The following is a 20,500-nucleotide window of genomic DNA, read 5'->3' as shown; positions in this document are numbered from 1 at the left end:
GTACCGCCGCCCCGGCATACGAAGGTCCTGGTCAGCGCCATGATCATCCTGCCTACCGTGGATGACCGGCCGAGATCCGGCCGGTACATCGACCCGGCGCGGATCGGGCCGTGAGCAGGGGCAGCTCGCCGCACCGCCGTGCCAGGAGGAGGTACCTCGTGACCACGGAGAAGAAGGTCGCCATCGTCACCGGCGCCTACGGCGGCATCGGTCAGGCCACCGCCATCCGGCTCGCGGCTGACGGCTACGCCGTCGTCGCTGCGGACATCCAGGGCGCGGACGACACCGTCGCGACGATCACGGCCGACGGCGGCACCGCCGTCAGCGAGCGTCTCGACGTGAGCAAGCCGGCCGAGTGGGCCGCCCTCATGGCCCGCGTGACCGAGCGGTTCGGCGGCGTGGACGCGCTCGCCTCGGTGGCCGGCGTCGTGAACCGGTGGAGCGCCGACACGGTCGTCGACCTGACCGAGGAGGCCTGGGACAAGGTCCTCGGCGTGGACGCCAAGGGCGTCTGGCTGGGCATGCAGGCCGTGATCCCGAGCATGATCGCCCGCGGTGGCGGCCGCATCGTCAACGTCTCCTCGCTCGCGGCGCACCGCGGCCTGCAGGGCCTCGCCTCGTACACCGCGGCCAAGGGCGCCGTCGAGGCGCTCACCCGCCAGGCGGCCGTCGAGTACGGGCGCAAGGGCATCCTGGTGAACTCGGTCGCGCCGGGCACCATCGAGACCACGATCAACGCGGCGACGCTCGCGGACCCCGTGGCCGGTGCCGCCAGCCGCGCGACGACGACCATCGGCCGCTGGGGCCAGCCGCCGGAGCTCGCCGCGGGCATCGCGTTCCTCATCCGCGAGGGCTCGTTCGTCTCCGGTCAGTGCTTCGTCATCGACGGTGGCTGGGAGATCGCCGGCGGCGTGGAGTACGGCGACTCGCGCACGATGTGACGCGCTGACGCGCTGACGCGCTGACGCGCTGACGCGCACGGACGCCCCCGTCGGCACGGTTGCCGGCGGGGGCGTCCGACGTCCCGGGCGGTGCGACGCCGGCGGGGGGCGGCCGGCGTCCCGGGGCGGCTGCTGGACCGGGGGCGGCCGTCAGCTGATCGACGCGCTCGTCGCGACCATCGACGCCGTCACGGCTGCCATGACCGCGGCGTTCGTCGCGTCGATGGCGCGACGGACCGTGTCGCCGCCGAGGTTGCCGGCCGACAGCGCCTTCGCCCGCTCGCGCAGCTGGCGCGCGCTCATCCCGTCGGCGGCGAACTGCTTGGGCACCTGGTCGACGGCGTGCAGCAGTGAGACGAGGGTCACCTCGCGGTCCGTGGGCCGGCGCCCGACCACGACGACGTCCCACAGCGCCGACCGCACCTGGGCCTCGTGCCGCGCGTCGGCGGCGGGCCACACGCGCGTCGGGAAGATGCCGAAGACCCGGCCCTCCTCCGCGTGCAGGATGCCGCGCTGCGCGAGGCGGTGGCGCAGCGTGTCCGCGAGGCCCTTGCCGAGCGTCGCGAGCAGGGCCTGCGCGCCGTGCGGCTGGCCCTTCTCCACGACCCGGCCGAGCGCCTCGTCGAGCACCGGCTCGCCGAGCGGCGTCGGGTCGGTGACCGCGACGCGCGTCCCGCTGCCCCAGCGGCCGTCGTCGGTGACGGCGACGCGGCCCGCGAGGGCCAGCTCCACGAGGACGGCGCCCGCGAGGGCGTACGTCAGGGACTGGGGCGCGACGACCGGCTTGCCGGTCGCGTCGTCGGTGAGCAGGAGCAGCAGGTCCTCGGCGATGAGCACGGGGTCCACCGTAGAGACTCGCGGCGCGCCACGTGCCGGTTCCGACGACCGGTTTGGGAGCCCTCCGCAGGCGTCCGCATCGTGAGACGACGCGCGGAACGATTCGGCGCGCGCCCCTCCCCGGGCCCACCATGGGCGCCATGACCCGCCCGAGCATCCGCCACACCGTCGCCACGGCCGCCTGCGCCGACGCGATGATGTGCTGCCGAATGCTGTGGCGGGCCGCCGAGAGCATCTGAGCACCGCCGCTCCGACCTCGGCCGCCCGGCCGTCAGCCGCCGGGCAGACCCGCCACTTCCGTTGCACGCTGGTGCTTCCGCGCCGTCGCCTCCCCACGGACGACGTCGGCGCTCACCCAGAGCGTGCCGCGCGCCGCTGACCCGCGCTCCTCCCATCCCGCCGCGCCGCGCCCGACACCGGGCCGGCGACGACCGAAGGACCGAGCCATGAGCAGCACGACCCGCACCACCCGCACGACCCGCACCACCCGCACCACCCGCATCACCCGCACCCTGCGCGCCGGCGCCGTCGTCGCCGGCCTCGCGCTGGCCCTGACCGCCTGCTCGGCAGACGCCGACGACTCCGGTGAGACCCCCGGCGCCACCGACGACGCGACCGAGCAGACCGAGCCGGTCGTCATCGGCGTCGTCGGCGCCAGCGAGGACCACTGGCGGATCTTCGAGGAGAAGGCCACCGAGGCCGGCATCCCGGTCGAGATCGTCGACTTCACCGAGTACTCGCTGCCCAACCCCGCGCTCACGGAGGGCGAGCTGGACCTCAACCAGTTCCAGCACATCCTCTACCTGGCCCAGTACAACGTGGAGGCGGGGGAGGACCTCGTGCCGGTCGGCGCGACGGCCGTCTACCCGCTCGGCCTGTACTCCCGCCAGTACGAGTCGGTGGACGACATCCCCGAGGGTGCCGAGATCGCCATCCCGAACGACCCGACCAACCTCGCCCGCGCCCTGCTCGTGCTGCAGGACGCCGGTCTGGTCGCCCTCCGCGACGGCGGCTCGGCGTTCTCCACCGAGGCGGACGTCCTGGCCGACGAGTCGCGCGTGACCGTGACCCCGGTGGACGCGCAGCAGACGGCGCTCGCGCTCGACTCGGTCGCGGCGTCGATCATCAACAACGACTTCCTCGCCGACGCCGGCATCGACCCCGAGTCCGCGCTCTACTCCGACGATGCCGGCTCCGACGCGGCCCGTCCGTACATCAACATCTGGGCGGCCCGGGCCGAGGACGCCGACAACCCGCTGTTCGCCCAGCTCGTCGAGATCTACGAGGACGAGGAGGTCCAGGCGGCGCTGCAGCAGGCCTCCGGCGGTACGGCCGTCCTCGCGAACCAGACGCCCGCCGAGCTCCAGGAGATCCTCGCCGAGGTCGAAGAGGACGCCCGCAACCGCTGACCAGCGACGCCGCCCCGGCGGTCCGCGCGTCGTGCTCCCGACGCGCGGACCCCGGGCCGGTCGCCCGGACAAGGACCCCCATGAGCACCGCGACCACCACGCCCACCGCGCGCGACGACGCCGCGCCGGACGCCCCCGCCATCAGCTTCGCGGGCGTCACCAAGGACTTCCCGACGCCGGGCGGCGCGGTGCGCGCCGTCGACGACGTCACCCTCGACATCGCGCCGGGGGAGGTGTTCGGCGTCATCGGCTACTCGGGCGCGGGGAAGTCCACGCTGGTGCGGCTGGTCAACGCGCTCGAGCCCGCCACCAGCGGCAGCGTCCGCGTGCACGGCCGCGAGATCACGGGGCTGCGCGAGACCGAGCTGCGGCGCGTGCGGGCCGGCATCGGCATGATCTTCCAGCAGTTCAACCTGCTGTCCTCGCGCACGGTGGCGGGGAACGTCGCCTACCCGCTCGCCGTCGCGAAGTGGTCGCGCGACGACCGGCGCGCGCGGGTGGCCGAGCTGCTCGACTTCGTCGGGCTCGCCGACAAGGCGCGCGCCTACCCGTCGCAGCTGTCCGGCGGGCAGAAGCAGCGCGTCGGCATCGCCCGCGCGCTCGCGGCCCGCCCGCGCATCCTGCTCGCCGACGAGGCGACGTCCGCGCTCGACCCGGAGACCACGCAGGACGTGCTGGACCTGCTCCGCCGGGTCAACCGCGAGCTGGGCGTGACCGTGGTCGTGATCACGCACGAGATGGAGGTCGTGAAGTACCTGTGCGACCGGGTCGCGGTGATGGAGCACGGCAAGGTCGTCGAGCACGGGGACGTGTACTCGGTGTTCGCCCGGCCGCAGCACCCGGCCACCCGGCGGTTCGTCGGCACGTCGCTGCGCGACCGCCCCAGCCCGTCCGCGCTCGAGCGGCTGCGGCACCGGCACCCCGGACGGATCGTCACGGTCGCGGTCCGCGAGGACGGCGCGTCGTCGACCGACCTGACGCGCGCGCTCCGCGAGCACCCCGTGGACGGCACGATCGTCTACGGCGGCATCACCGAGATCGCCGAGCGCCCCTACGGCTCGCTCACCCTCGAGCTCGCGGGCGCCGACGACGCGATCGAGGCGTTCCTCGCCGACCTCGCCCGCAGCACCACGGTGCTCGACCTGGGCACGGCAGCCGCCCCGCTCACCGACCCCGACGCCGTCGGGCCGCGCGCGACGGGAGGCGCCCGATGAGCGAGGGCACCGACTGGGACTACCTCCTCCCGCTGCTGTGGGAGGCGCTGACCGACACCGCCGTCATGGTCGGCACGGCGCTGGCCGTGGCGGCCGTCGTCGGGCTCGCGCTCGGCGTGGGCCTCTACGTGACCCGGCGCGGCGGCCTGCGCGGCAACCGGGTGGTCTTCACCACCGAGAACGCGCTGATCAACCTGGTCCGGCCGATCCCATTCGTCATCTTCGTGACGGCGATCGCGCCCGTGACGATCGCCCTGGGCGGCTCCCGGATCGGCCGCGAGGCCGCGATCCTGCCGATGGGCGTCATGGCGTCGGTCGCGTTCGCGCGCCTGGTGGAGCAGACGCTCGTCGCGCTCGACCCGGGCGTCGTCGAGGCCGCGCGCGCGATGGGCGCCTCCCGGTGGCGCATCGTGTGGTCGGTGCTCATCCCCGAGGCGCTCGGGCCGCTGATCCTCGCGTTCACGTTCCTCGTGGTCGCGGTCATCGACATGTCGGCCGTCGTGGGCATCGTCGGGGCGGGCGGGCTCGGTGACTTCGCCATCCGGCACGGCTACCAGCGCTTCAACTGGGAGGTCGCCTGGGTGACGGTGGGCCTCATCGTCGTGCTCGTGCAGGTGGTGCAGCTCGCGGGCAACGTCCTCGCGCGCAAGGCGCTGCGCCGCTGACCGCGCGGGCGATGGCGGGCAGCGACACGACCGGCCACCCCCGGCCTGCGTTAGGCTTGGGGTGACCCCTCGTACGGCGTCATCTCGCTGAACCCCCCCAGGGCCGGAAGGCAGCAAGGGCAGGCGGGCTCTGACGGGTGTGCGGGGGGTCGCTGCATGCCGTGTGCGGTGGGCCGGTGCGCTGCTCGCCCGGGTCCCCTCCCGGTCGGACCGCGCGTCGTGCCCTGGGGGGACGGTCGCCGCCCGACGACGGTCCCGTGCGTGGACGCCGGGGCTCCCGGTCGCCCAGGAGGCTCGACGCATGAGCCTCGCGACCGCCGACCCGTTCCGCCCGCCCGTCCCGACGACCGTCGCCCACCCGGCGCCGCAGGTGCGGCTGGCCGCCCGCGGCCTGGTGAAGCGCTTCGGCGCGACGGTCGCGCTCGACGGCGTCGACCTCGACCTGGCCGACGGCGAGTCGTTGGCCGTCATGGGCCCGTCCGGGTCCGGCAAGTCCACGCTGCTGCACTGCCTCGCGGGCATCCTCGCGCCGGACCAGGGCGGCGTCGCGCTGCGGGGCCGGGACGTCTCCTCGGGCAGCGACCGCGAGCGGTCCCTGCTGCGGCGGCGCCACTACGGCTTCGTGTTCCAGTTCGGCCAGCTGCTCAGCGAGCTGCCCGCCGTCGAGAACGTCGCCCTGCCGGCGATGCTGCTCGGCACGTCGCGCCGCGAGGCGACCGAGCGGGCCCGGCAGTGGCTGGCGTCCCTCGGCCTGGCCGGTATGGAAGGCCGGCGGCCCGGCGAGCTCTCGGGCGGGCAGGCGCAGCGGGTCGCCGTCGCGCGCGCGCTCATCACCGGGCCCGACGTCGTCTTCGCGGACGAGCCCACCGGTGCCCTCGACCAGGCGACCGGCGCGGACGTCATGCGCGTGCTCACGGAGGCCACCCGTGCCGCGGGCGCCTCGCTGGTGGTGGTGACCCACGACGAGTCCGTCGCGGCGTGGTGCTCGCGGCGCCTCGTCATCGTCGACGGCCGGGAGGTCCGCGGGCCGCTGGCGGGTGCGCGATGAAGGCCGTCCTCGCGCTCGCCCCGCGCCTGCAGCGCTCGGGCGGCAGCCTGACGACGGCGCTCGCCGTGGTCGCCTTCGCGGTCACCACGGCGATGGGCCTGTCCGTGCTCGGCGGCCTGCTCGGGTTCATCGACCGCGCGGACCGCGTCCCGGAGGGCCTGGACAGCCACGGGGTGTCCGCGCACGAGAACGCGGAGCTCTACGTCATCCTCGCGACGATCGCCGTCGTGCTCCTCGTGGTGCCGCTGGTGTCGTTGGCGGGGGCGGCGGCGCGGATGGGCGTCGCGCGGCGCGACGCGCGGCTGGCCACGTTGCGGCTGCTCGGCGTCACCGCGCGCGAGGTGCGCGTGGTGACGGCCGTCGAGACGGCCGCGCAGGGCCTGGCCGGCGCGGTGCTGGGGATCGCGGGCTACGGCCTGCTCATGCCGGTGTGGACGCGCATCTCGTTCCAGGGTCGCCCGTTCGACGCGGGCGAGCTCTGGGTCGGGTTCGCCGGGATCGGGGGCGCGCTCGTCGTCGTGCCGCTCGTGGCGGCCGCCAGCGCGCTGGTCTCGCTGCGCCGCGTGGTCGTCTCGCCGCTCGGCGTCGCGCGGCGGCAGACCCCGCCCGCGCTCAGCTGGCTGCGGACGCTCGGGCTGCTCGCTGCCGTCGGCGCGTTCGGCCTGGTGGTCGGGGCCGCCGGCGGCATGCCGCAGATGATCGCGGTCGCGCTGCTCGTCGGCCTGCTCGGCACGGTGTTCGCGACGCTCAACCTGGTCGGGCCGTGGATCGTGGGCGTGGTCGGGCGGGTCATGGCGGCCGCTGCCCGCACGCCGGCCACGCTGCTGGCCGCGCGCCGCCTCACCGACGACCCGCGGGCGGCCTGGCGCGTCGTCGGCGGCCTGGGGATGGCGGCGTTCGTGGCCGGGTGCCTGTCGGTGCTGCCGATGTTCGAGACGACGGGGGAGGACCCGGCGGCTGACGTCATCACGCGCGACATCGTCACCGGCGGCGTGCTCACCCTGGCGATCGCGTTCGCCGTGGCGGCCGTGTCCGCGGGCATCATGCAGGCGTCCAGCGTGCTGGACCGCAAGCGGGAGTACGCGCTCCAGCGGCTCGCGGGTGCGCCGGTCGAGCTGTTCGACGCCGCGCGCAGGCGCGAGGTGCTCGCGCCGCTGCTCCTGGTGACCGGGACCTCCAGCGGGGTGGCGTTGCTGCTCGTGGTGCTCGTCATCGGCACGTCCGGGGTGACGAACGTGTCCGGGCTGGCGCTCGTGCTCGGGTTCCTCGCCGGCGGGGTGGCGCTGATGCTCGCCGCGACGGAGTCGAGCCGCCCGCTGCTGCGGTCGGTGCTGCGGGAGACGGTGGTGCGCGCGGACTGAGTCAGTCCATCTGGTCGTTGCTCACGCGCCAGGTGTCGCCGGTCCGCACCACGGTGAAGGTGCCGGTGCCACCCTGGCTGGGGTCGCCGGGCGCGACGAGCTCGACGGGCACCTTCGCGCTGGCACCGTCCAGCTCCGCGTCGCCGACGACGAACGACATGCCTACCTCGTCCATCCAGGCGCCGTTGTCGGCGATGTCGGCGCAGGTGAGGTTCATGGCGCGGAAGTAGCCGCCCGTGGTCGACTCCTGCACGCCCTCGCAGTCGCCCTCGTGCATGGCCGTCGTCAGGCGCACGACGGCGTCCCGCGCCCGGTCGGCCGCGCCGCTGCCGGCGCCGACGTCCCCGGCCGCCGACAGGGCGAACACGCCACCGATCACCACGAGCGAGCCCACGACGACGGCGGGCACCACCCAGCCGCGGCCCGGCGCGGGCGTCGGCTCGAAGGGCACGGCCGGCTGCCAACCCGGGGCGGGTGCGGCGGGCGGCATCGGCGGCATCGGCGGCTGGCCGTACGCCTGCTGCTGCGGATACGGCGGCTGCGGCGGCATCGGCGGCTGGCCGTACGGCGGCTGCGGCGGCATCGGCGGCTGGGCTGCGGGCTGCCACTGGCCGGGCTGGGGCGGCTGGTTCGGGGGACCGGGCGGCGGCGGCGGGAAGGTCACCGCCGCATCCTGCCGCACCGGGCGGGCGTCGTGCGGGCGTGTCGGCGGGTGATCCGCGCGGGCGCGGGAACGACGCCTGCGCGGACCGGGCGCGGCTACCGAGCCGGCAGGCCGGACTCCCACTCCCCGACGTCGACCGCGATGCCGGCGGACCGCAGCGCGCCCACGGTCGCGCTCAGCACCCGCACGGCCCGCTGCCGTGCGCCCCAGTCGTTGCCGCCGGTGGGGAAACCCACCCGCAGCACCGTCCTGTCGGGTCCGGGCGTCACTCCGGCAACGACGAGCCCGCGCTGGGGGAGCGAACCGCCCAGCAGGTCCTTCCAGCTCGTCCGGCTCGCCTCGAACCCCGCCGGTCCGGCCGACGACGTGATGCGGTAGCCCTCGGCCTCGACCGCGTGGCGCAGGGCGCCGAGCGCAGCCTCCGCGGGTCCGGCGACCGCAAGCGCGACGGTCGGCCGGGGGACGGAGACCGGCCATGGTGCCGGGACGTGCTCGCTCATCGTTCCTGCTCTCCTTCCGGACCGGACGTCTCGGCCCGCAGCGCGGCCAGCTCGGCCAGGGCGGCCTCCGCCTCGTCGCCGGGGACCTCGGCCAGCTGCGCCAGCCGGTGCCGCGACGCCTCGCGCAGCGCCTGGGCCTCCGCGGAGTCGTCGGTGCCCTCGAACACCGCGTCGAGCGACGTCTCACCGCGGTCGATCCGGTGCTGCACCGCACGCCAGTGCGGCCCCAGCTCACCACGGCGGGCGGCCTCGGCGCGCGCCCGGTCGCCGTCGGCGTGCTTCTCCTCCACCTCGCGGCCGATGCGTTCGACCTCGCTCGTCAGCGCTGCGATGCGCGCGCTGAGCCTGGTGAGGGCGCCGGGCGGGAGGGCGTCGTCGCCCGGGACGCCCATCACCGGACGGCCCCGGTCCTGCGTGCGACGGACTCGACGAGGTCCTCGAGCAGGCGGACGGAGTCCAGCAGCGCCACCTGGCTCTCCGCGAACTGCTCGATGGCGCTCATCACCGTCTCGATGAGGTTGTAGACCAGCCGCACCAGGCCGACGACCTTCTCGACGTCCCACCAGATGGTGGCCGCGCCGACGGCCCAGCCGACGACGGGCACGGCCGCCTCGGCGGCGATCTTGATGAGGATGTTGGCGATCTGCTTGATGGCCATCCCGATCCCGGCGCACGCGAGCTTCGAGACGGTCGCCACGGTCGAGACGAGGCCCGAGACCTTGTCGTAGCCGGCGGCGAGCGCCACGAGGCCACCGCTCATCGCAGCGACCAGTGCGCGGAACGCGTCGCCTCCCGCGCCCTGCCACCCGTCGACGGTGCCCGCGCTCAGGGCCGCGCAGTTGCGGCCGATGCCGATCGCCGCGCTCGCGCCGTGGTGCCAGGCCTCGGACGCCCGGCTGATCGCGCGCCAGTCGCCGCCGAGCGGGGAGAACACGCAGCGTTCGAGGATCGAGAAGCCGATGAACTGCTCGGCGACCCAGTCGATGGACCCGAGGAGCACGCCGGCGTTCCAGCGCACGTCCTGGACCCAGTTCTCGGTCGCCGCCGGTGGCACGAGGTACGACCGCGGGTCCACGGCCTCGACGACCGTCGCGTCGCCCGACCAGCCGGACACCCGGCCGATCGTGTCCTTCCCGCCGGTGATGAGGTCGCCGACGGCCGCGCCCGTTCCGGACGCCTTGTCCCAGAGCCACGAGTCGACGTCGCCGTAGTCGCCGGGCGCCTGCTCGACCGGTCCGCCGAGGGGCGGTACCGACGCCCGTGGGTCCCGCCACGGCTGGGTGGCGACCCCGAGCCGACGCCCCAGCGTGGACATCGCCTCGTGCTCCTCCAGGTCGACGCGGACGTAGTCGGCGGCCGCGGAGGTCACCTGGTCCGCGGCGAGGCGGAAGGCGTTCGCCGTGATCGACGCTGCCTGGGCGCCGAGCTCGGTCGCCGCCCGGGACAGGGGGCTGAGCGCGGCGAGCAGCAGGCCCGTGCTGTCGGAGATGTCGGTCTCCGCGCGCAGGTAGCTGTCGATGGCGCACGCATGACCGTCCTGCCGGTCGAGGACGTCGCGGGCGTGCAGCACGGTCTCGAAGCGGACGGCGAGCTCGGTCATGGGTCCCTCTCGGCGGGCGCTGCTGTGGTACCGGCGGGACCGTAGCAGCGTCCGGTCGCCCCTCGGGCGGGATCCGGAGCGCCATCGGGAATCCACGCCGGGGGCGGCGGGTTGCCGCTGGAGGGCGCAAGGCCCGAGACGACGAGGAGGACGCATGACGACGTACGCCGTGACCGGGTCGACCGGTCCGTTCGGCCGCACCGCCATCGAGACGCTGCTCGCCCACGGAGTCGCGCCGTCGTCGATCGTGGCCGTGGCGCGCACGCCCGCCAAGGCGGCCGACCTGGCCGAGCGGGGCGTCGTCGTGCGCGAGGGCGACTACGACCGCCCGGACACGCTCGGCCCGGCGCTCGCCGGTGTCGACCGGCTGCTCCTGGTCTCGGGCTCGGAGCTCGGCAACCGGGTCGCGCAGCACACGGCCGTGATCGACGCCGCGGTCGCCGCGGGAGTGGGACGCGTCGTCTACACCTCCGTGCAGCGCGCCGACGGCACGCACCTGCTCGCGCCCGAGCACGCCGGCACGGAGCGCGCGCTCCAGGCGTCCGGCCTGCCGCACTCGGTGCTGCGCAACGCCCTCTACCTGGGCGTCTTCACGAGCCGCCTGGACCAGGCGGTGGCGACCGGCGCCGTCGTGCACGCGGCGGGCGACGGGCGGGTGGCCGCGGCGACCCGCGCGGACCTCGCCGAGGCCGCAGCGCTCGCCCTGCTGCACGACGACGGACCCTCCTCGGTCCGCGAGCTCGCCGGCGAGCCGTTCACGTACGCGGACCTCGCGGCCGCGTTCGCCGAGGTCTCGGGCGCGCCCGTCGAGGCGCGCGCGGTGTCGGCCGAGGAGCTCGCGGGGATCCTCGCCGCGGCCGGGCTCGACGCCGGGACTGCCGGGTTCGTGGTCGCGCTGGACCAGGCCATCGGGGCGGGCGAGTTCGACGTGACGTCGACCGACCTGGCCGACCTGCTCGGCCGTGCGCCCGCGGGGCTCGCGGAGGCCCTGCGGAGCTAGTCCCCGTCGGTCGGGGTCAGTCCTCGTGCTCGTACCCGATGAGCCACGGCACGCCGAACCGGTCGACGAGCTGGCCGTCCCACGCGCCCCAGGGGCGCAGCTGCAGGTCGTCGACCACGCGGGCGCCGTCGGCCAGCCGGGCGAACCAGGTGCGCAGCGTCGAGGCAGGCGCCGCGCCGAGGAGCGAGAGCAGCAGGCCCTCGGCGCGGAACGGCGCCTCGTCGCCGGCGACGTCCGCCGCGAAGAGCGACACCGGGCCGTCGACGAGGTAGCCGTGGGCGATCGCGTCGGCCGGGCCGTCGGTGCGGCCGAACTCCTCGAACGTGTGGAGCTGGGCGCGCCCGCCGAACACGTCGGCGTAGAGCGTCAGGGCCTCCCGGGCGGTGCCGGGCAGGTGCAGGTACGGCGTGGGCTGGGCCATCCGGCGATGTAACCACGGCCCCACCCGGGAGAACAGGGCCTGGCCGCGGACGGCAATCAGGTCGACCGCCGGCGTCGCGACTCGCGACACTGGGTGATCATGGACGTGACGGCGGCCCTCGGGCTCGGGGCACTGGTCGGGCTCGGGGTGGCGATGCCGCTCGGGGCGATCGGGGTCCTGCTGCTGCAGACGGGCGTCCGGCGCGGGTTCCGCGTCGCCGCTGCGGGCGGGCTGGGGGTCGCGACGGTCGACCTGGTCTACGCCGTCGTCGCCGTGCTGGCGGGTGCCGCGGTGGCCGGGGCGCTGGCGGGCCACGAGCGACCGGTGCGGGTCGCGAGCGCGCTCGTGCTCGGTGCGGTCGCGGCGACGGGCGTCCTCCGCTGGTGGCGCACCCGTGACCGCGCGGCCGCCACCTCGCCCGCCGCCGGGCCTGACGCCGTCGACCCCGACGCCGCCCCGCCCGACGGCGGCTCGCCCGCCCGTGCGTTCGCAGGCTTCGTCGCCCTCACCGCGATCAACCCGCTGACCGTCGTCTACTTCGCGGCCGTCGTCGCGGGCCTGGCGGACCGGCTGACGTCGCCGGGGGACCGGCTGGCGTTCGTCGTCGGGATCGGGGGTGCGTCGGCTGCGTGGCAGGTGGGGCTCGGCGCGGTCGGTGCGGCCCTCGGCGCTCGGGTCGGGCCGCGCGCGCGGAGCGCGCTGACGCTGGCGGGCCACGGCGTCGTCGGCGCGCTGGCCGTGGCCCTCGCCCTGCGCTGAGCGTCGCGCGGCCCGGCACCTCTCAGGCGGGCGACCGCGCCGTGACCGGCTGGCGGATGATCGTGCGCATCCGCTCGGGCGCGACGCGGTTCGGGTCCGACAGGTAGACCTCGTGGTGCGTGCCGCGCAGCGCGAGGCCGGCGTCCGCGATCCACGCGTGCAGCGCGGCGACCGTCGGACCCTCCGCCGCGTAGGGCCCGTGGTGCATGACCTGGACGGCGTCGCCCTCGTCGAGCACCTCGAGCCGGAGCAGGTCCGCGGCTGGGGCCCTGCCCTTGCGCGCGGCGGCGGCGACGGCGTCGGCCACCCTCGCGGCCGTGACCACGGGCGGCTGGGCGATGAGCATCGTCCAGCGCCAGCGGGCCCGGTCGCCGGTCAGGTAGTCGGCCATGTCGTCGGCCCACCACAGGCCCTCGAGCGGCATCACCGACCACGGTTCGCCGCCCGCGGCCTTCACCGAGAACCGCAGCCCGTAGGACACCGCGAACAGCGTCCCGACGGCGGCCGCGTACGCCTCGCCGCCCGGCTCGCCGACGCCGTCGACCGCGAGGCAGGCGACCGGGGGCGCGGTGATGCGCTCGGGGGTGTCGGGCGCACGCCAGAGCTGCGGGTGGGCGCGGCGGAGGTCGTTCGCGGACGAGGTGCTCGCGGCGGCCATCACGCGCCCGCCGGCGCGACCGGGATGCAGACCTCGGTGACCCAGTGGGCGGGCTCGGGGTCCTCGCGCGGCGAGACGAGGTAGACGTTGAACATCGGGCCGGCGAACCGGTAGCCGTGCTCGGGTACCCAGCGGCCCACGGCCTCCATGACCTCGCCGACGCGGTCGTACGCCCCGTGCAGCACGCCGACGGCGACGTCCTGCGCGGGCAGCTCGACGCACCGGACGCCGTCGGCGCCGTCGGCACCGGCGGGCGGGGTGAAGGGTGCGGCGACGTCGAGGCGGACCTCGACGTCGCAGTCCGCCTCCCGGTAGTCCTCGTCGTGGAAGACGGCGATCGCCCGCGCGTCGGGCGCGAGCTGGGCGCCCGCGGCGAAGAGCGCGGGCATGAGGCGCTCCCAGAGGCGCGCCTCGTCGGCGTAGGTGGGGATGACGCCGCGCAGGGACGCGACGGTGCGCGCCGGGTCGGTGCGGTGGGTGACGGTGACGGACATGAGCGGTTCCTCCAGACCGGTGATCAGGTCGTCCACCTCCTGGATGCGGGCGCTGGCCGCGGCGGCCTCGGCGATGAGGCGCGTCCGGTGCCGCTCGAGCACGCGCCGCATGGCCCCGGGCTCGTCGAGCAGCGGGACGCACGCGGCCAGCTCGGCGACCCCGAGCCCGACGTCGCGCAGCCGCCGCACCGCCCGCGCCGTCGCGAGCTGCGCGGGCGCGTAGGAGCGGTAGCCGGACCTCGGGTCGGTGTGCGTCGGCGGCAGCACGCCGTGCTCGTCGTAGTACCGGAGCATGCGGATGCTCAGCTGGGACAGGCGCGAGAACTCGCCGATCGTCAGCAGTCGCTCTCCCGCGGGTGGCATGTCCATCAGCCCACACTCTGACACCGTGCGAGGGTCAAGCGGGACGGCTCCGGGCTCCCGACCCCGGCGCCCGTCCGTCCGCCCCCGGAACTGACGCATGTTCGAGTGCGAACGTTGGTGCCCGACGCGAACAACGGTTGTTCGAGGGGTGCGCCCACGTTCGCGTTCGAACAAGCGCGGCTAGCGTCGCGCGGGTGACCTCCTCGAGACGTGCCCGGACCGCCGTCGTCGCCCTGGGTGCGGTGCTCGCGCTCGCGGGATGCACCGGCGACGACGGCGCAGCCACGGGGGCGCCGTCGGCCATCGCGTCCCCCAGCTCCTCGACGACGCCGACGGCGGAGCCCGCGCCCGAGCCGGTCGACGTCTCCGCCGAGCTCGCGGCGCTGGAGGCCGAGCTCGGCGTGCGGATCGGCGTCCACGCGCTCGACACGGCGACGGGCCGGACGGCGGAGTACCGGGCCGACGAGCGCTTCGCGTACGCCTCGACGTTCAAGGCGCTCGCAGCCGGCGCGGTGCTCGCGGCCGCGGACGACGCCGCCCTCGCCGAGGTGGTGCCCTACGGGCCGGGGGACCTCGTCACGTACTCGCCGGTGACCGAGGCGCACGCGGGCGTCGGCCTGCCGCTGTCGGAGGTGCTGCGCGCGGCGGTGCAGGAGAGCGACAACACCGCGGCGAACCTGCTGCTGGCGCGCCTGGGCGGCCCGGCGGGCTTCGCCGAGGCGCTGCGCGCGCTGGGCGACGACGTCACGCAGCCCGTGCGGATCGAGCCCGACCTCAACGCCTGGTCGCCGGGCGACCCGAAGGACACGAGCACCCCGCGCGCCCTGGCCACGGACCTGCACGCGTACGTCCTGGGCGACGCGCTCGACGACGCCGACCGCGCGCTGCTGGTCGGGTGGATGCGCGCGTCCACCACCGGGACGGCACTGGTCCGCGCGGGCGTCCCCGAGGGCTGGACGGTCGCCGACAAGAGCGGCCAGGGCAGTCACGGCACGCGCAACGACCTCGCCGTCGTCTGGCCGCCGGGCGGCGAGCCGATCGTCCTCGCCGTCCTGACCTCGCGGGACGCGCCCGACGCCGAGCCCGTCGACGCCGCCGTGGCGCGCGCGACGGCCGTCGTGGTCGCCGCGCTGGGCTGAGCGCCGGCTGCACAGTGCGTCAGTCGACGATCGAGACGACCTCGCGCCCGTCCTCGACGGTGATGTCGCCGCGGCGGAACGCGGTCGGCTCGAGCGCCGTGTAGACGCCGCCCGCGGACGTCGTGCGGGTCTCGAGCACGCGGAAGCCGGTGGGCGGCGCGTCGGGCGTGAAGAGCCGCTTGCCCGCGCCCACGGTCACCGGGAACGTGAAGAGGCGGTACTCGTCGACCAGGCCCGCGGCGTGCAGCGCGGCTGCCAGGCGCGCGCAGCCGTGCACCTGCAGCTCGCCCGGGCGGTCGGCGAGCTCGTCCTTCAGCCGCGCGACGGAGTCCACCGGGTCGCCGGTCAGGACCGTCGTGGGCTCCCAGCCGGGGTCGGTCAGGGTGTTCGAGACGACGTACTTCGGCAGGGTGTTGAGGCTGGCGGACACCGGGTCTGCGGCCGGGTCGACGTCCGGCCAGAACGCACGCATGAGTTCGAACGTCGTGCGTCCGAACAGCAGCGCGCCCGCCCGCGCGAACCACCCGGTCACGACGTTGCCGAACTCGTCGCCCTCGACGAACGGCACCGCCCACCCGCCTGCGGTGAAGCCGTTGGCCGGGTCCTCCTCCGGGCCGCCGGGGCCCTGGATCACGCCGTCCAGGCTGATGAACTCGTGCACGGTCAGGCGCATGGCGTCTCTCCTCGTGTGGATGCTCCTGGGTGGGCAGACCGCCGTCGGGCCGCGAACTGATCGGGTGTGCACCGGCCTCGGCGCGGCGTCCCCGGCGTCGCCTACCCTGGCGGCGTGACGACAGCCCTGTACCGCCGCTACCGGCCCGACACCTTCGCCGAGGTCATCGGACAGGAGCACGTCACCGAGCCGCTGCTCCAGGCTCTGCGGACCGGTCGTGTCTCGCACGCGTACCTGTTCTCCGGCCCGCGCGGGTGCGGCAAGACGACGTCGGCGCGCATCCTGGCGCGCTGCCTCAACTGCGCGCAGGGCCCGACGCCGGAGCCCTGCGGCGAGTGCGACTCGTGCGTCGAGCTGGCGCGCGGCGGGCCGGGCTCGCTCGACGTCGTCGAGATCGACGCGGCCAGCCACAACGGCGTGGACGACGCGCGGGACCTGCGCGAGCGCGCGGCGTTCGCCCCGGCGCGCGACCGGTTCAAGATCTTCATCCTCGACGAGGCGCACATGGTCACGACGCAGGGCTTCAACGCCCTGCTGAAGATCGTCGAGGAGCCGCCGCCGCACGTGAAGTTCGTGTTCGCGACGACGGAGCCGGACAAGGTCATCGGCACCATCCGCTCGCGCACGCACCACTACCCGTTCCGCCTGGTCGCGCCGGACACGCTGCAGCCGTACCTCGCCAAGCTCTGCGAGGCGGAGGGCGTGCAGGTCGGCCCGGGCGTGCTGCCGCTGGTGGTCCGCGCGGGGGGCGGCTCGGTGCGCGACTCGCTCTCGGTGCTCGACCAGCTCGTCGCCGGCGCGACCGCCGAGGGCATCGACTACGAGGGCGCCGTCGCCCTCCTCGGCTACACCCACGCGACGCTCCTGGACGACGCCGTCGAGGCCATCGCCGCGCGCGACGGTGCGAGCGCGTTCCGGGTCGTCGACCGCGTGATCTCCACCGGCCACGAGCCGCGGCGCTTCGTCGAGGACCTGCTCGAGCGGCTGCGCGACCTCATCGTCATCGCGGCCTCGGGGGAGGCGGCAGCCGCGGTGCTGGCGACCCTGCCCGCCGACCAGGTCGAGCGCATGCGCGCGCAGGCGCAGACCCTGGGCGCCTACGAGCTGTCGCGCTCGGCCGACCTCGTCAACGCCGCGCTCACCGAGATGACCGGCGCGACCTCCCCGCGCCTGCACCTCGAGCTGCTGGTCGCCCGCCTGCTGCTCCCGGGCGCCGACGACGGCGTCTCCGGCCTGGGCGCGCGCCTGGACCGGGTGGAGCGCGCGGTGGCGAGCGGTGTCCCGACGGCCGCGCCCGTGGGTGCGCCGCCCCGGCTGCAGACGGCGGCCGCCGCGCCGGCGGTGCCCGCCGCGCCCGTGGTGCCGGCGGCGTCCATCCCGCCGACGCCGCCCGAGCCGATCCCGACGCCGACGCCCGCGCCCATCCCGGCCCCGGTCCCCGCCCCGATCCCAGAGCCGACGCCGCTGCCCGAGCCTGACCCGGTCCCGGCCCCCACACCGGAGCCGCTGCCGCAGCCCAGCCCGATCGTCCCGCCGCCGGCCCCGGCTCCCGGGCCCGCGCCGGCCGGGTCCGGCATGGACGCGGAGACCGTGCGCCGCCGCTGGTCCGAGGTGCTCGGCACCCTGCGCTCGCTGCGCATGGCCACCTGGGTGCTCGTGAGCCAGAACGCGCAGGTCACCGAGGTCACGGCGGACACCGTGACCCTCGGCTTCACGACGCCGCAGCTCGCCTCCACGTTCCGGTCCGGCCCGCACGCGAGCCACGTCGAGCGCGCCCTCCACGAGTCGCTCGGCCTCACGGTGCGCGTGCAGACCGCCGTGGGTGCGGCGGCTCCTGCCCCGTCGGCTGCGCCGCCCGCCGCGCCCGCGCCGTCTGCGCCGTCTGCGCCGTCAGCGTCGTCGGCCGCCCAAGCCGCCGCGTCGCCGTCGTGGGACGCGCCCGCCGCCCGCGAATCCGCGCCGCGCCAGGCCGCGCCCGCGCCGCGCCAGGCCGCGCCCGCCCCGCGCCAGGCCGCGCCCGCGCCGCGTCGCGCGCCCGCCCCCGGCCCCGACGACGACGCCCCGCCCTGGGACATCCCGCCGGCCGAGCCGCCCGCCGACGAGCCCCCGTTCGACGACGAGCCCGAGCCCCGAGCGTCGGGCCCCGCGCGCTCCCGCGGCTCGGCCGAGGCGGCCGCGAAGGCTGCTGCGGCGTCGGCGGCGGCGCGTCGGAACAAGCCCGCGGCGACGGACCCCTCGCGCCGGTCCATCGCCGACGAGCCGATGATCGACGCCAGCCCCGACGACCCGGACCTCGACGACTCCGGCCTGGTGGGCGCCCCGCTCGTCGCGCAGATGCTCGGCGGCACGGTGATCGACGAGGTCGACGAGGACTGACGGGCCCTAGCCCGGTGCTCCGACGGCCGTCGCCGTCGACCGGGTCCGCTGCAGGTACTCGGCGATCGTGGCGCGGCTGCGGGCGAGACACGCGATCCGCGCGTCGAGCTCGCTCAGCTCGTCCGCGAGCAGGCCGGCGACCTCGTTCGGGCACGACGCCGCGGGGTCCCGGGCGAGCGTCTCCTCGAGGTCGAGCACGGCCTTGATGAGCCGGGTCGGCAGCCCCGACCGCACCATCAGCGCGACCTGCTCGGCGCGCGCGACGTCGGCGTCGTCGTACTCGCGGTACGCGTTGCCCGCGCGCGCCGGCGCCAGGAGGCCCTGCTGCTCGTAGTAGCGCAGGACGCGGGTGCTCACGCCCGCGCGTCGGGCCAGCTCACCGATCCGCATCACGCACCCCTTGACCTTGACGCTGATGTCAGAGCTTAACGTCGCCGGCATGGACACATCGACAGATCTCGATACCTCGCGCCGGACCGGCCGCCGCGACGACCTGCCCTGGCCGAGCCTGCTCGTCCTGGGCGCGGTCACGTTCGTGGTCGTCGTCGGCGAGATGCTCCCGATGGCCGTCCTGCCGCAGATGAGCGCCGACCTCGGCGTCACCGAGGCGCGGACCGGCCTGCTCGTCTCGCTCTGGGCGGGCGTCGTCGTGGTCGGCGCCCTGCCGCTCGCGCGGCTGGCCCGGCGCTGGGACCGACGCGCGGTGGTCACCATCGCGATGGCGGTGTTCGCGGCGTCGTCGGCCGGGACCGCGGTCGCCGGCTCCTACGAGGCGGCCCTCGTCGCGCGCGTCGTCGGCGCGGCCGCGTGCGGCCTGCTCTGGGCGAGCGTGAACGCGCACGTCGCGGCGATCGTGCCCGACGCGCGGCTCGCCCGGGCGGTCTCCGTCGTGCTCGTGGGCGCGACCCTCGGCACAGTGCTCGGCGTGCCCGCGGCGAACCTCGCCGCGGACGCCGCCGACTGGCGCGCCGGCTTCTGGGCCGTCGCCGTCCTCGGCGCGCTCGTCGCCGCCGCGGTCCGGCTCGTCGTCGTCCCCGAGCCGCCCGACGCGCGGCCGGCGCCGGAGCCCGCGGACCCGGCCGACGCGCGGCCCGCGTCCGAGCCGACCACCACCGCGGGCGGTCGGCCCGACGCCGGTGACCGTGCCCGCCTGCGTGCCGCCCTCACCGTCGCCGGCCTCGCCGGCCTCCTCATGACCGGGCACTTCGCCGCCTACACGTTCGTCACCCCGCTGCTCGGCCCGACCGGCGATGAGGTCCCCGGCGGCGTCCCCGCGCTCCTCCTGCTCTACGGCGTGGTCTCGGCGGTCGCCGTCGGGCTGGTCGGCCGGGTGCCCGTCGAGCGGACGCAGGCCGTGCTGACCAGGGCGGGTGCCGCCGTCGTGCTCGCGCTCGCGGCCCTGGCGGGACTGGGCGCGCACCCCGTGACCGACGTCGCGCTCGTCGTCGCCTGGGCGGGAGCCACGGCCGCCGTGCCGGCGCTGACGCAGACGCTCCTCTTCCGGATCGGCGGCGCGGGCCTGCGGTCCACCATCGGCGCGATCGTGCCGGTGACCTTCAACCTCGGCATCGCGGCGGGTGCCGCGCTCGGCAGCGCGGTGGTCGACGGCGTCGGCCTGGCCTGGCTGCCGGCCCCGGCCGCGGGGGTGGCCGCCGTCGCGGCCGTCGCGCTCGCCGCGCTCGACCGACGGCGAGCCGAAGCCCGGACACCGTCGCCCGGCAGGTCGGCCGGGGCCGGTACCGCCCGCACCCCCTAGGCTGAAGGGGTGTACGAGGGCGCGGTCCAGGACCTGATCGACGAGCTCGGGCGACTGCCCGGCGTCGGTCCCAAGAGCGCCCAGCGCATCGCCTTCCACCTCCTCGCGGAGGACCCGGAGGACGTCAAGCGCCTCGTCACCGCGATCACCGAGGTCAAGGCCCGCGTGCAGTTCTGCACGGTGTGCGGGAACGTCGCGCAGCAGGAGCTCTGCCAGGTCTGCCGCGACCCGCGCCGCTCGCCGACGGTCATCTGCGTGGTCGAGGAGCCGAAGGACGTCGTCGCGATCGAGCGCACGCGCGAGTTCCGCGGGAAGTACCACGTGCTCGGCGGGGCCATCAACCCGATCGCGGGCGTCGGCCCGGACGACCTGCGCATCGCCCAGCTCCTGTCGCGGCTCGCGGACGGCCAGGTCACCGAGGTGATCCTGGCGACCGACCCGAACGTGGAGGGCGAGGCGACGTCGACCTACCTCGCCCGACTGCTCGTGCCCATGGGCCTGACCGTCACGCGGCTGGCCTCCGGGCTGCCCGTGGGCGGTGACCTCGAGTACGCCGACGAGGTCACGCTCGGCCGGGCCTTCGAAGGACGGAGACGGATCAGTGCCTGACCAGACCCCCGAC

At 75.8% G+C, this 20,500-nt stretch carries 22 protein-coding genes and 1 other RNA gene; 13 read left to right on the top strand and 10 right to left on the bottom strand.

Annotated features, from left to right (window positions below; genetic code table 11):
• Positions 1-158: 158 nt before the first annotated feature.
• Positions 159-941, top strand: coding sequence for an SDR family NAD(P)-dependent oxidoreductase (locus AFE02nite_RS14130; protein WP_034245143.1), 783 nt, complete (start codon positions 159-161; stop codon positions 939-941).
• Positions 942-1,091: 150 nt separating this feature from the next.
• On the opposite strand, the gene AFE02nite_RS14125 is transcribed toward AFE02nite_RS14130, so the two are convergent.
• The gene (locus AFE02nite_RS14125) at positions 1,092-1,778 is read right to left on the bottom strand and encodes a GOLPH3/VPS74 family protein (RefSeq protein WP_034245140.1); all 687 of its coding nucleotides are present in this window, start codon (positions 1,776-1,778) and stop codon (positions 1,092-1,094) included.
• Between the two features lie 446 nt (positions 1,779-2,224).
• Between AFE02nite_RS14125 and AFE02nite_RS14120 the strand changes: the two genes are divergently transcribed.
• The 6 genes from AFE02nite_RS14120 (at position 2,225) to AFE02nite_RS14095 (ending at position 7,475) form a co-directional block, all read left to right on the top strand.
• Positions 2,225-3,187: a MetQ/NlpA family ABC transporter substrate-binding protein gene (locus AFE02nite_RS14120; RefSeq protein ID WP_052113585.1), complete on the top strand. Its 963-nt coding sequence runs from the start codon at positions 2,225-2,227 to the stop codon at positions 3,185-3,187.
• Between the two features lie 80 nt (positions 3,188-3,267).
• Positions 3,268-4,401: a methionine ABC transporter ATP-binding protein gene (locus AFE02nite_RS14115; RefSeq protein WP_052113584.1), complete on the top strand. Its 1,134-nt coding sequence runs from the start codon at positions 3,268-3,270 to the stop codon at positions 4,399-4,401.
• Positions 4,398-5,066 (top strand): methionine ABC transporter permease, encoded by a 669-nt coding sequence (locus AFE02nite_RS14110; protein WP_034245135.1) that lies wholly within the window; start codon positions 4,398-4,400, stop codon positions 5,064-5,066. Before AFE02nite_RS14115 ends, AFE02nite_RS14110 begins: the two co-directional genes overlap by 4 nt.
• A 60-nt stretch (positions 5,067-5,126) precedes the next feature.
• Positions 5,127-5,223, top strand: an RNA gene (ffs, locus tag AFE02nite_RS14105) — signal recognition particle sRNA small type.
• A gap of 144 nt (positions 5,224-5,367) precedes the next feature.
• Positions 5,368-6,114: an ABC transporter ATP-binding protein gene (locus AFE02nite_RS14100; RefSeq protein ID WP_146819856.1), complete on the top strand. Its 747-nt coding sequence runs from the start codon at positions 5,368-5,370 to the stop codon at positions 6,112-6,114.
• Positions 6,111-7,475: an FtsX-like permease family protein gene (locus tag AFE02nite_RS14095; protein ID WP_034245133.1), complete on the top strand. Its 1,365-nt coding sequence runs from the start codon at positions 6,111-6,113 to the stop codon at positions 7,473-7,475. The genes AFE02nite_RS14100 and AFE02nite_RS14095 overlap by 4 nt, the downstream gene beginning before the upstream one ends.
• Before the next feature lies 1 nt (position 7,476).
• On the opposite strand, the gene AFE02nite_RS14090 is transcribed toward AFE02nite_RS14095, so the two are convergent.
• The 4 genes from AFE02nite_RS14090 to AFE02nite_RS14075 form a co-directional block, all read right to left on the bottom strand.
• Entirely contained in the window at positions 7,477-8,139 is a 663-nt protein-coding gene (locus AFE02nite_RS14090; protein WP_146819855.1) for an Rv0361 family membrane protein, read from the bottom strand.
• Positions 8,140-8,234: 95 nt separating this feature from the next.
• Positions 8,235-8,639: a hypothetical protein gene (locus tag AFE02nite_RS14085; RefSeq protein ID WP_034248947.1), complete on the bottom strand. Its 405-nt coding sequence runs from the start codon at positions 8,637-8,639 to the stop codon at positions 8,235-8,237.
• Positions 8,636-9,031 (bottom strand): hypothetical protein, encoded by a 396-nt coding sequence (locus AFE02nite_RS17480; protein WP_052114046.1) that lies wholly within the window; start codon positions 9,029-9,031, stop codon positions 8,636-8,638. The genes AFE02nite_RS14085 and AFE02nite_RS17480 overlap by 4 nt, the downstream gene beginning before the upstream one ends.
• Positions 9,031-10,239 (bottom strand): hypothetical protein, encoded by a 1,209-nt coding sequence (locus AFE02nite_RS14075; protein ID WP_034248948.1) that lies wholly within the window; start codon positions 10,237-10,239, stop codon positions 9,031-9,033. The genes AFE02nite_RS17480 and AFE02nite_RS14075 overlap by 1 nt, the downstream gene beginning before the upstream one ends.
• Before the next feature lie 154 nt (positions 10,240-10,393).
• Between AFE02nite_RS14075 and AFE02nite_RS14070 the strand changes: the two genes are divergently transcribed.
• A complete protein-coding gene (locus AFE02nite_RS14070) occupies positions 10,394-11,239 on the top strand; it encodes an NmrA family NAD(P)-binding protein (protein ID WP_034248949.1) in 846 nt (281 codons plus the stop codon).
• Positions 11,240-11,255: 16 nt separating this feature from the next.
• Here AFE02nite_RS14070 and AFE02nite_RS14065 read toward each other — a convergent pair whose 3' ends face one another.
• Positions 11,256-11,660, bottom strand: coding sequence for a VOC family protein (locus AFE02nite_RS14065; RefSeq protein WP_034248950.1), 405 nt, complete (start codon positions 11,658-11,660; stop codon positions 11,256-11,258).
• A gap of 99 nt (positions 11,661-11,759) precedes the next feature.
• Between AFE02nite_RS14065 and AFE02nite_RS14060 the strand changes: the two genes are divergently transcribed.
• The gene (locus AFE02nite_RS14060) at positions 11,760-12,419 is read left to right on the top strand and encodes a LysE family transporter (protein WP_146819854.1); all 660 of its coding nucleotides are present in this window, start codon (positions 11,760-11,762) and stop codon (positions 12,417-12,419) included.
• A 22-nt stretch (positions 12,420-12,441) separates the two neighbouring features.
• Here AFE02nite_RS14060 and AFE02nite_RS14055 read toward each other — a convergent pair whose 3' ends face one another.
• Both AFE02nite_RS14055 and AFE02nite_RS14050 read right to left on the bottom strand, forming a co-directional pair.
• Positions 12,442-13,077, bottom strand: coding sequence for a GyrI-like domain-containing protein (locus AFE02nite_RS14055; RefSeq protein ID WP_034248666.1), 636 nt, complete (start codon positions 13,075-13,077; stop codon positions 12,442-12,444).
• Complete coding sequence (locus AFE02nite_RS14050; protein ID WP_052114018.1) at positions 13,077-13,940, bottom strand: MerR family transcriptional regulator; 864 nt, start codon at positions 13,938-13,940, stop codon at positions 13,077-13,079. Before AFE02nite_RS14050 ends, AFE02nite_RS14055 begins: the two co-directional genes overlap by 1 nt.
• Positions 13,941-14,128: 188 nt before the next feature.
• Between AFE02nite_RS14050 and bla the strand changes: the two genes are divergently transcribed.
• Positions 14,129-15,073 carry a class A beta-lactamase gene (gene bla / locus AFE02nite_RS14045; protein WP_052114017.1) on the top strand — a complete coding sequence of 315 codons (945 nt, stop codon included), beginning with the start codon at positions 14,129-14,131 and terminating at the stop codon, positions 15,071-15,073.
• Between the two features lie 19 nt (positions 15,074-15,092).
• On the opposite strand, the gene AFE02nite_RS14040 is transcribed toward bla, so the two are convergent.
• Positions 15,093-15,746 (bottom strand): dihydrofolate reductase family protein, encoded by a 654-nt coding sequence (locus AFE02nite_RS14040; RefSeq protein ID WP_034248664.1) that lies wholly within the window; start codon positions 15,744-15,746, stop codon positions 15,093-15,095.
• A 114-nt stretch (positions 15,747-15,860) separates the two neighbouring features.
• On the opposite strand from AFE02nite_RS14040, the gene AFE02nite_RS14035 reads away from it, so the two are divergent.
• Positions 15,861-18,122: a DNA polymerase III subunit gamma and tau gene (locus AFE02nite_RS14035; RefSeq protein ID WP_146819852.1), complete on the top strand. Its 2,262-nt coding sequence runs from the start codon at positions 15,861-15,863 to the stop codon at positions 18,120-18,122.
• Between the two features lie 6 nt (positions 18,123-18,128).
• On the opposite strand, the gene AFE02nite_RS14030 is transcribed toward AFE02nite_RS14035, so the two are convergent.
• The gene (locus AFE02nite_RS14030; protein WP_146819851.1) at positions 18,129-18,512 is read right to left on the bottom strand and encodes a MerR family transcriptional regulator; all 384 of its coding nucleotides are present in this window, start codon (positions 18,510-18,512) and stop codon (positions 18,129-18,131) included.
• Between the two features lie 49 nt (positions 18,513-18,561).
• Here AFE02nite_RS14030 and AFE02nite_RS14025 point away from each other — a divergent pair, with 49 nt between their 5' ends.
• Both AFE02nite_RS14025 and recR read left to right on the top strand, forming a co-directional pair.
• Positions 18,562-19,878: an MFS transporter gene (locus AFE02nite_RS14025; protein ID WP_146819850.1), complete on the top strand. Its 1,317-nt coding sequence runs from the start codon at positions 18,562-18,564 to the stop codon at positions 19,876-19,878.
• A 9-nt stretch (positions 19,879-19,887) separates the two neighbouring features.
• Complete coding sequence (gene recR / locus AFE02nite_RS14020) at positions 19,888-20,487, top strand: recombination mediator RecR (RefSeq protein ID WP_034248011.1); 600 nt, start codon at positions 19,888-19,890, stop codon at positions 20,485-20,487.
• Positions 20,488-20,500 lie beyond the last annotated feature (13 nt).

Origin of the sequence: Actinotalea fermentans (assembly GCF_007991475.1) — a bacterium.
Lineage (GTDB): Bacteria > Actinomycetota > Actinomycetes > Actinomycetales > Cellulomonadaceae > Actinotalea > Actinotalea fermentans.
Note: the sequence above shows the minus strand (reverse complement) of the source record. Positions and strands in the feature narration are given on the sequence as shown.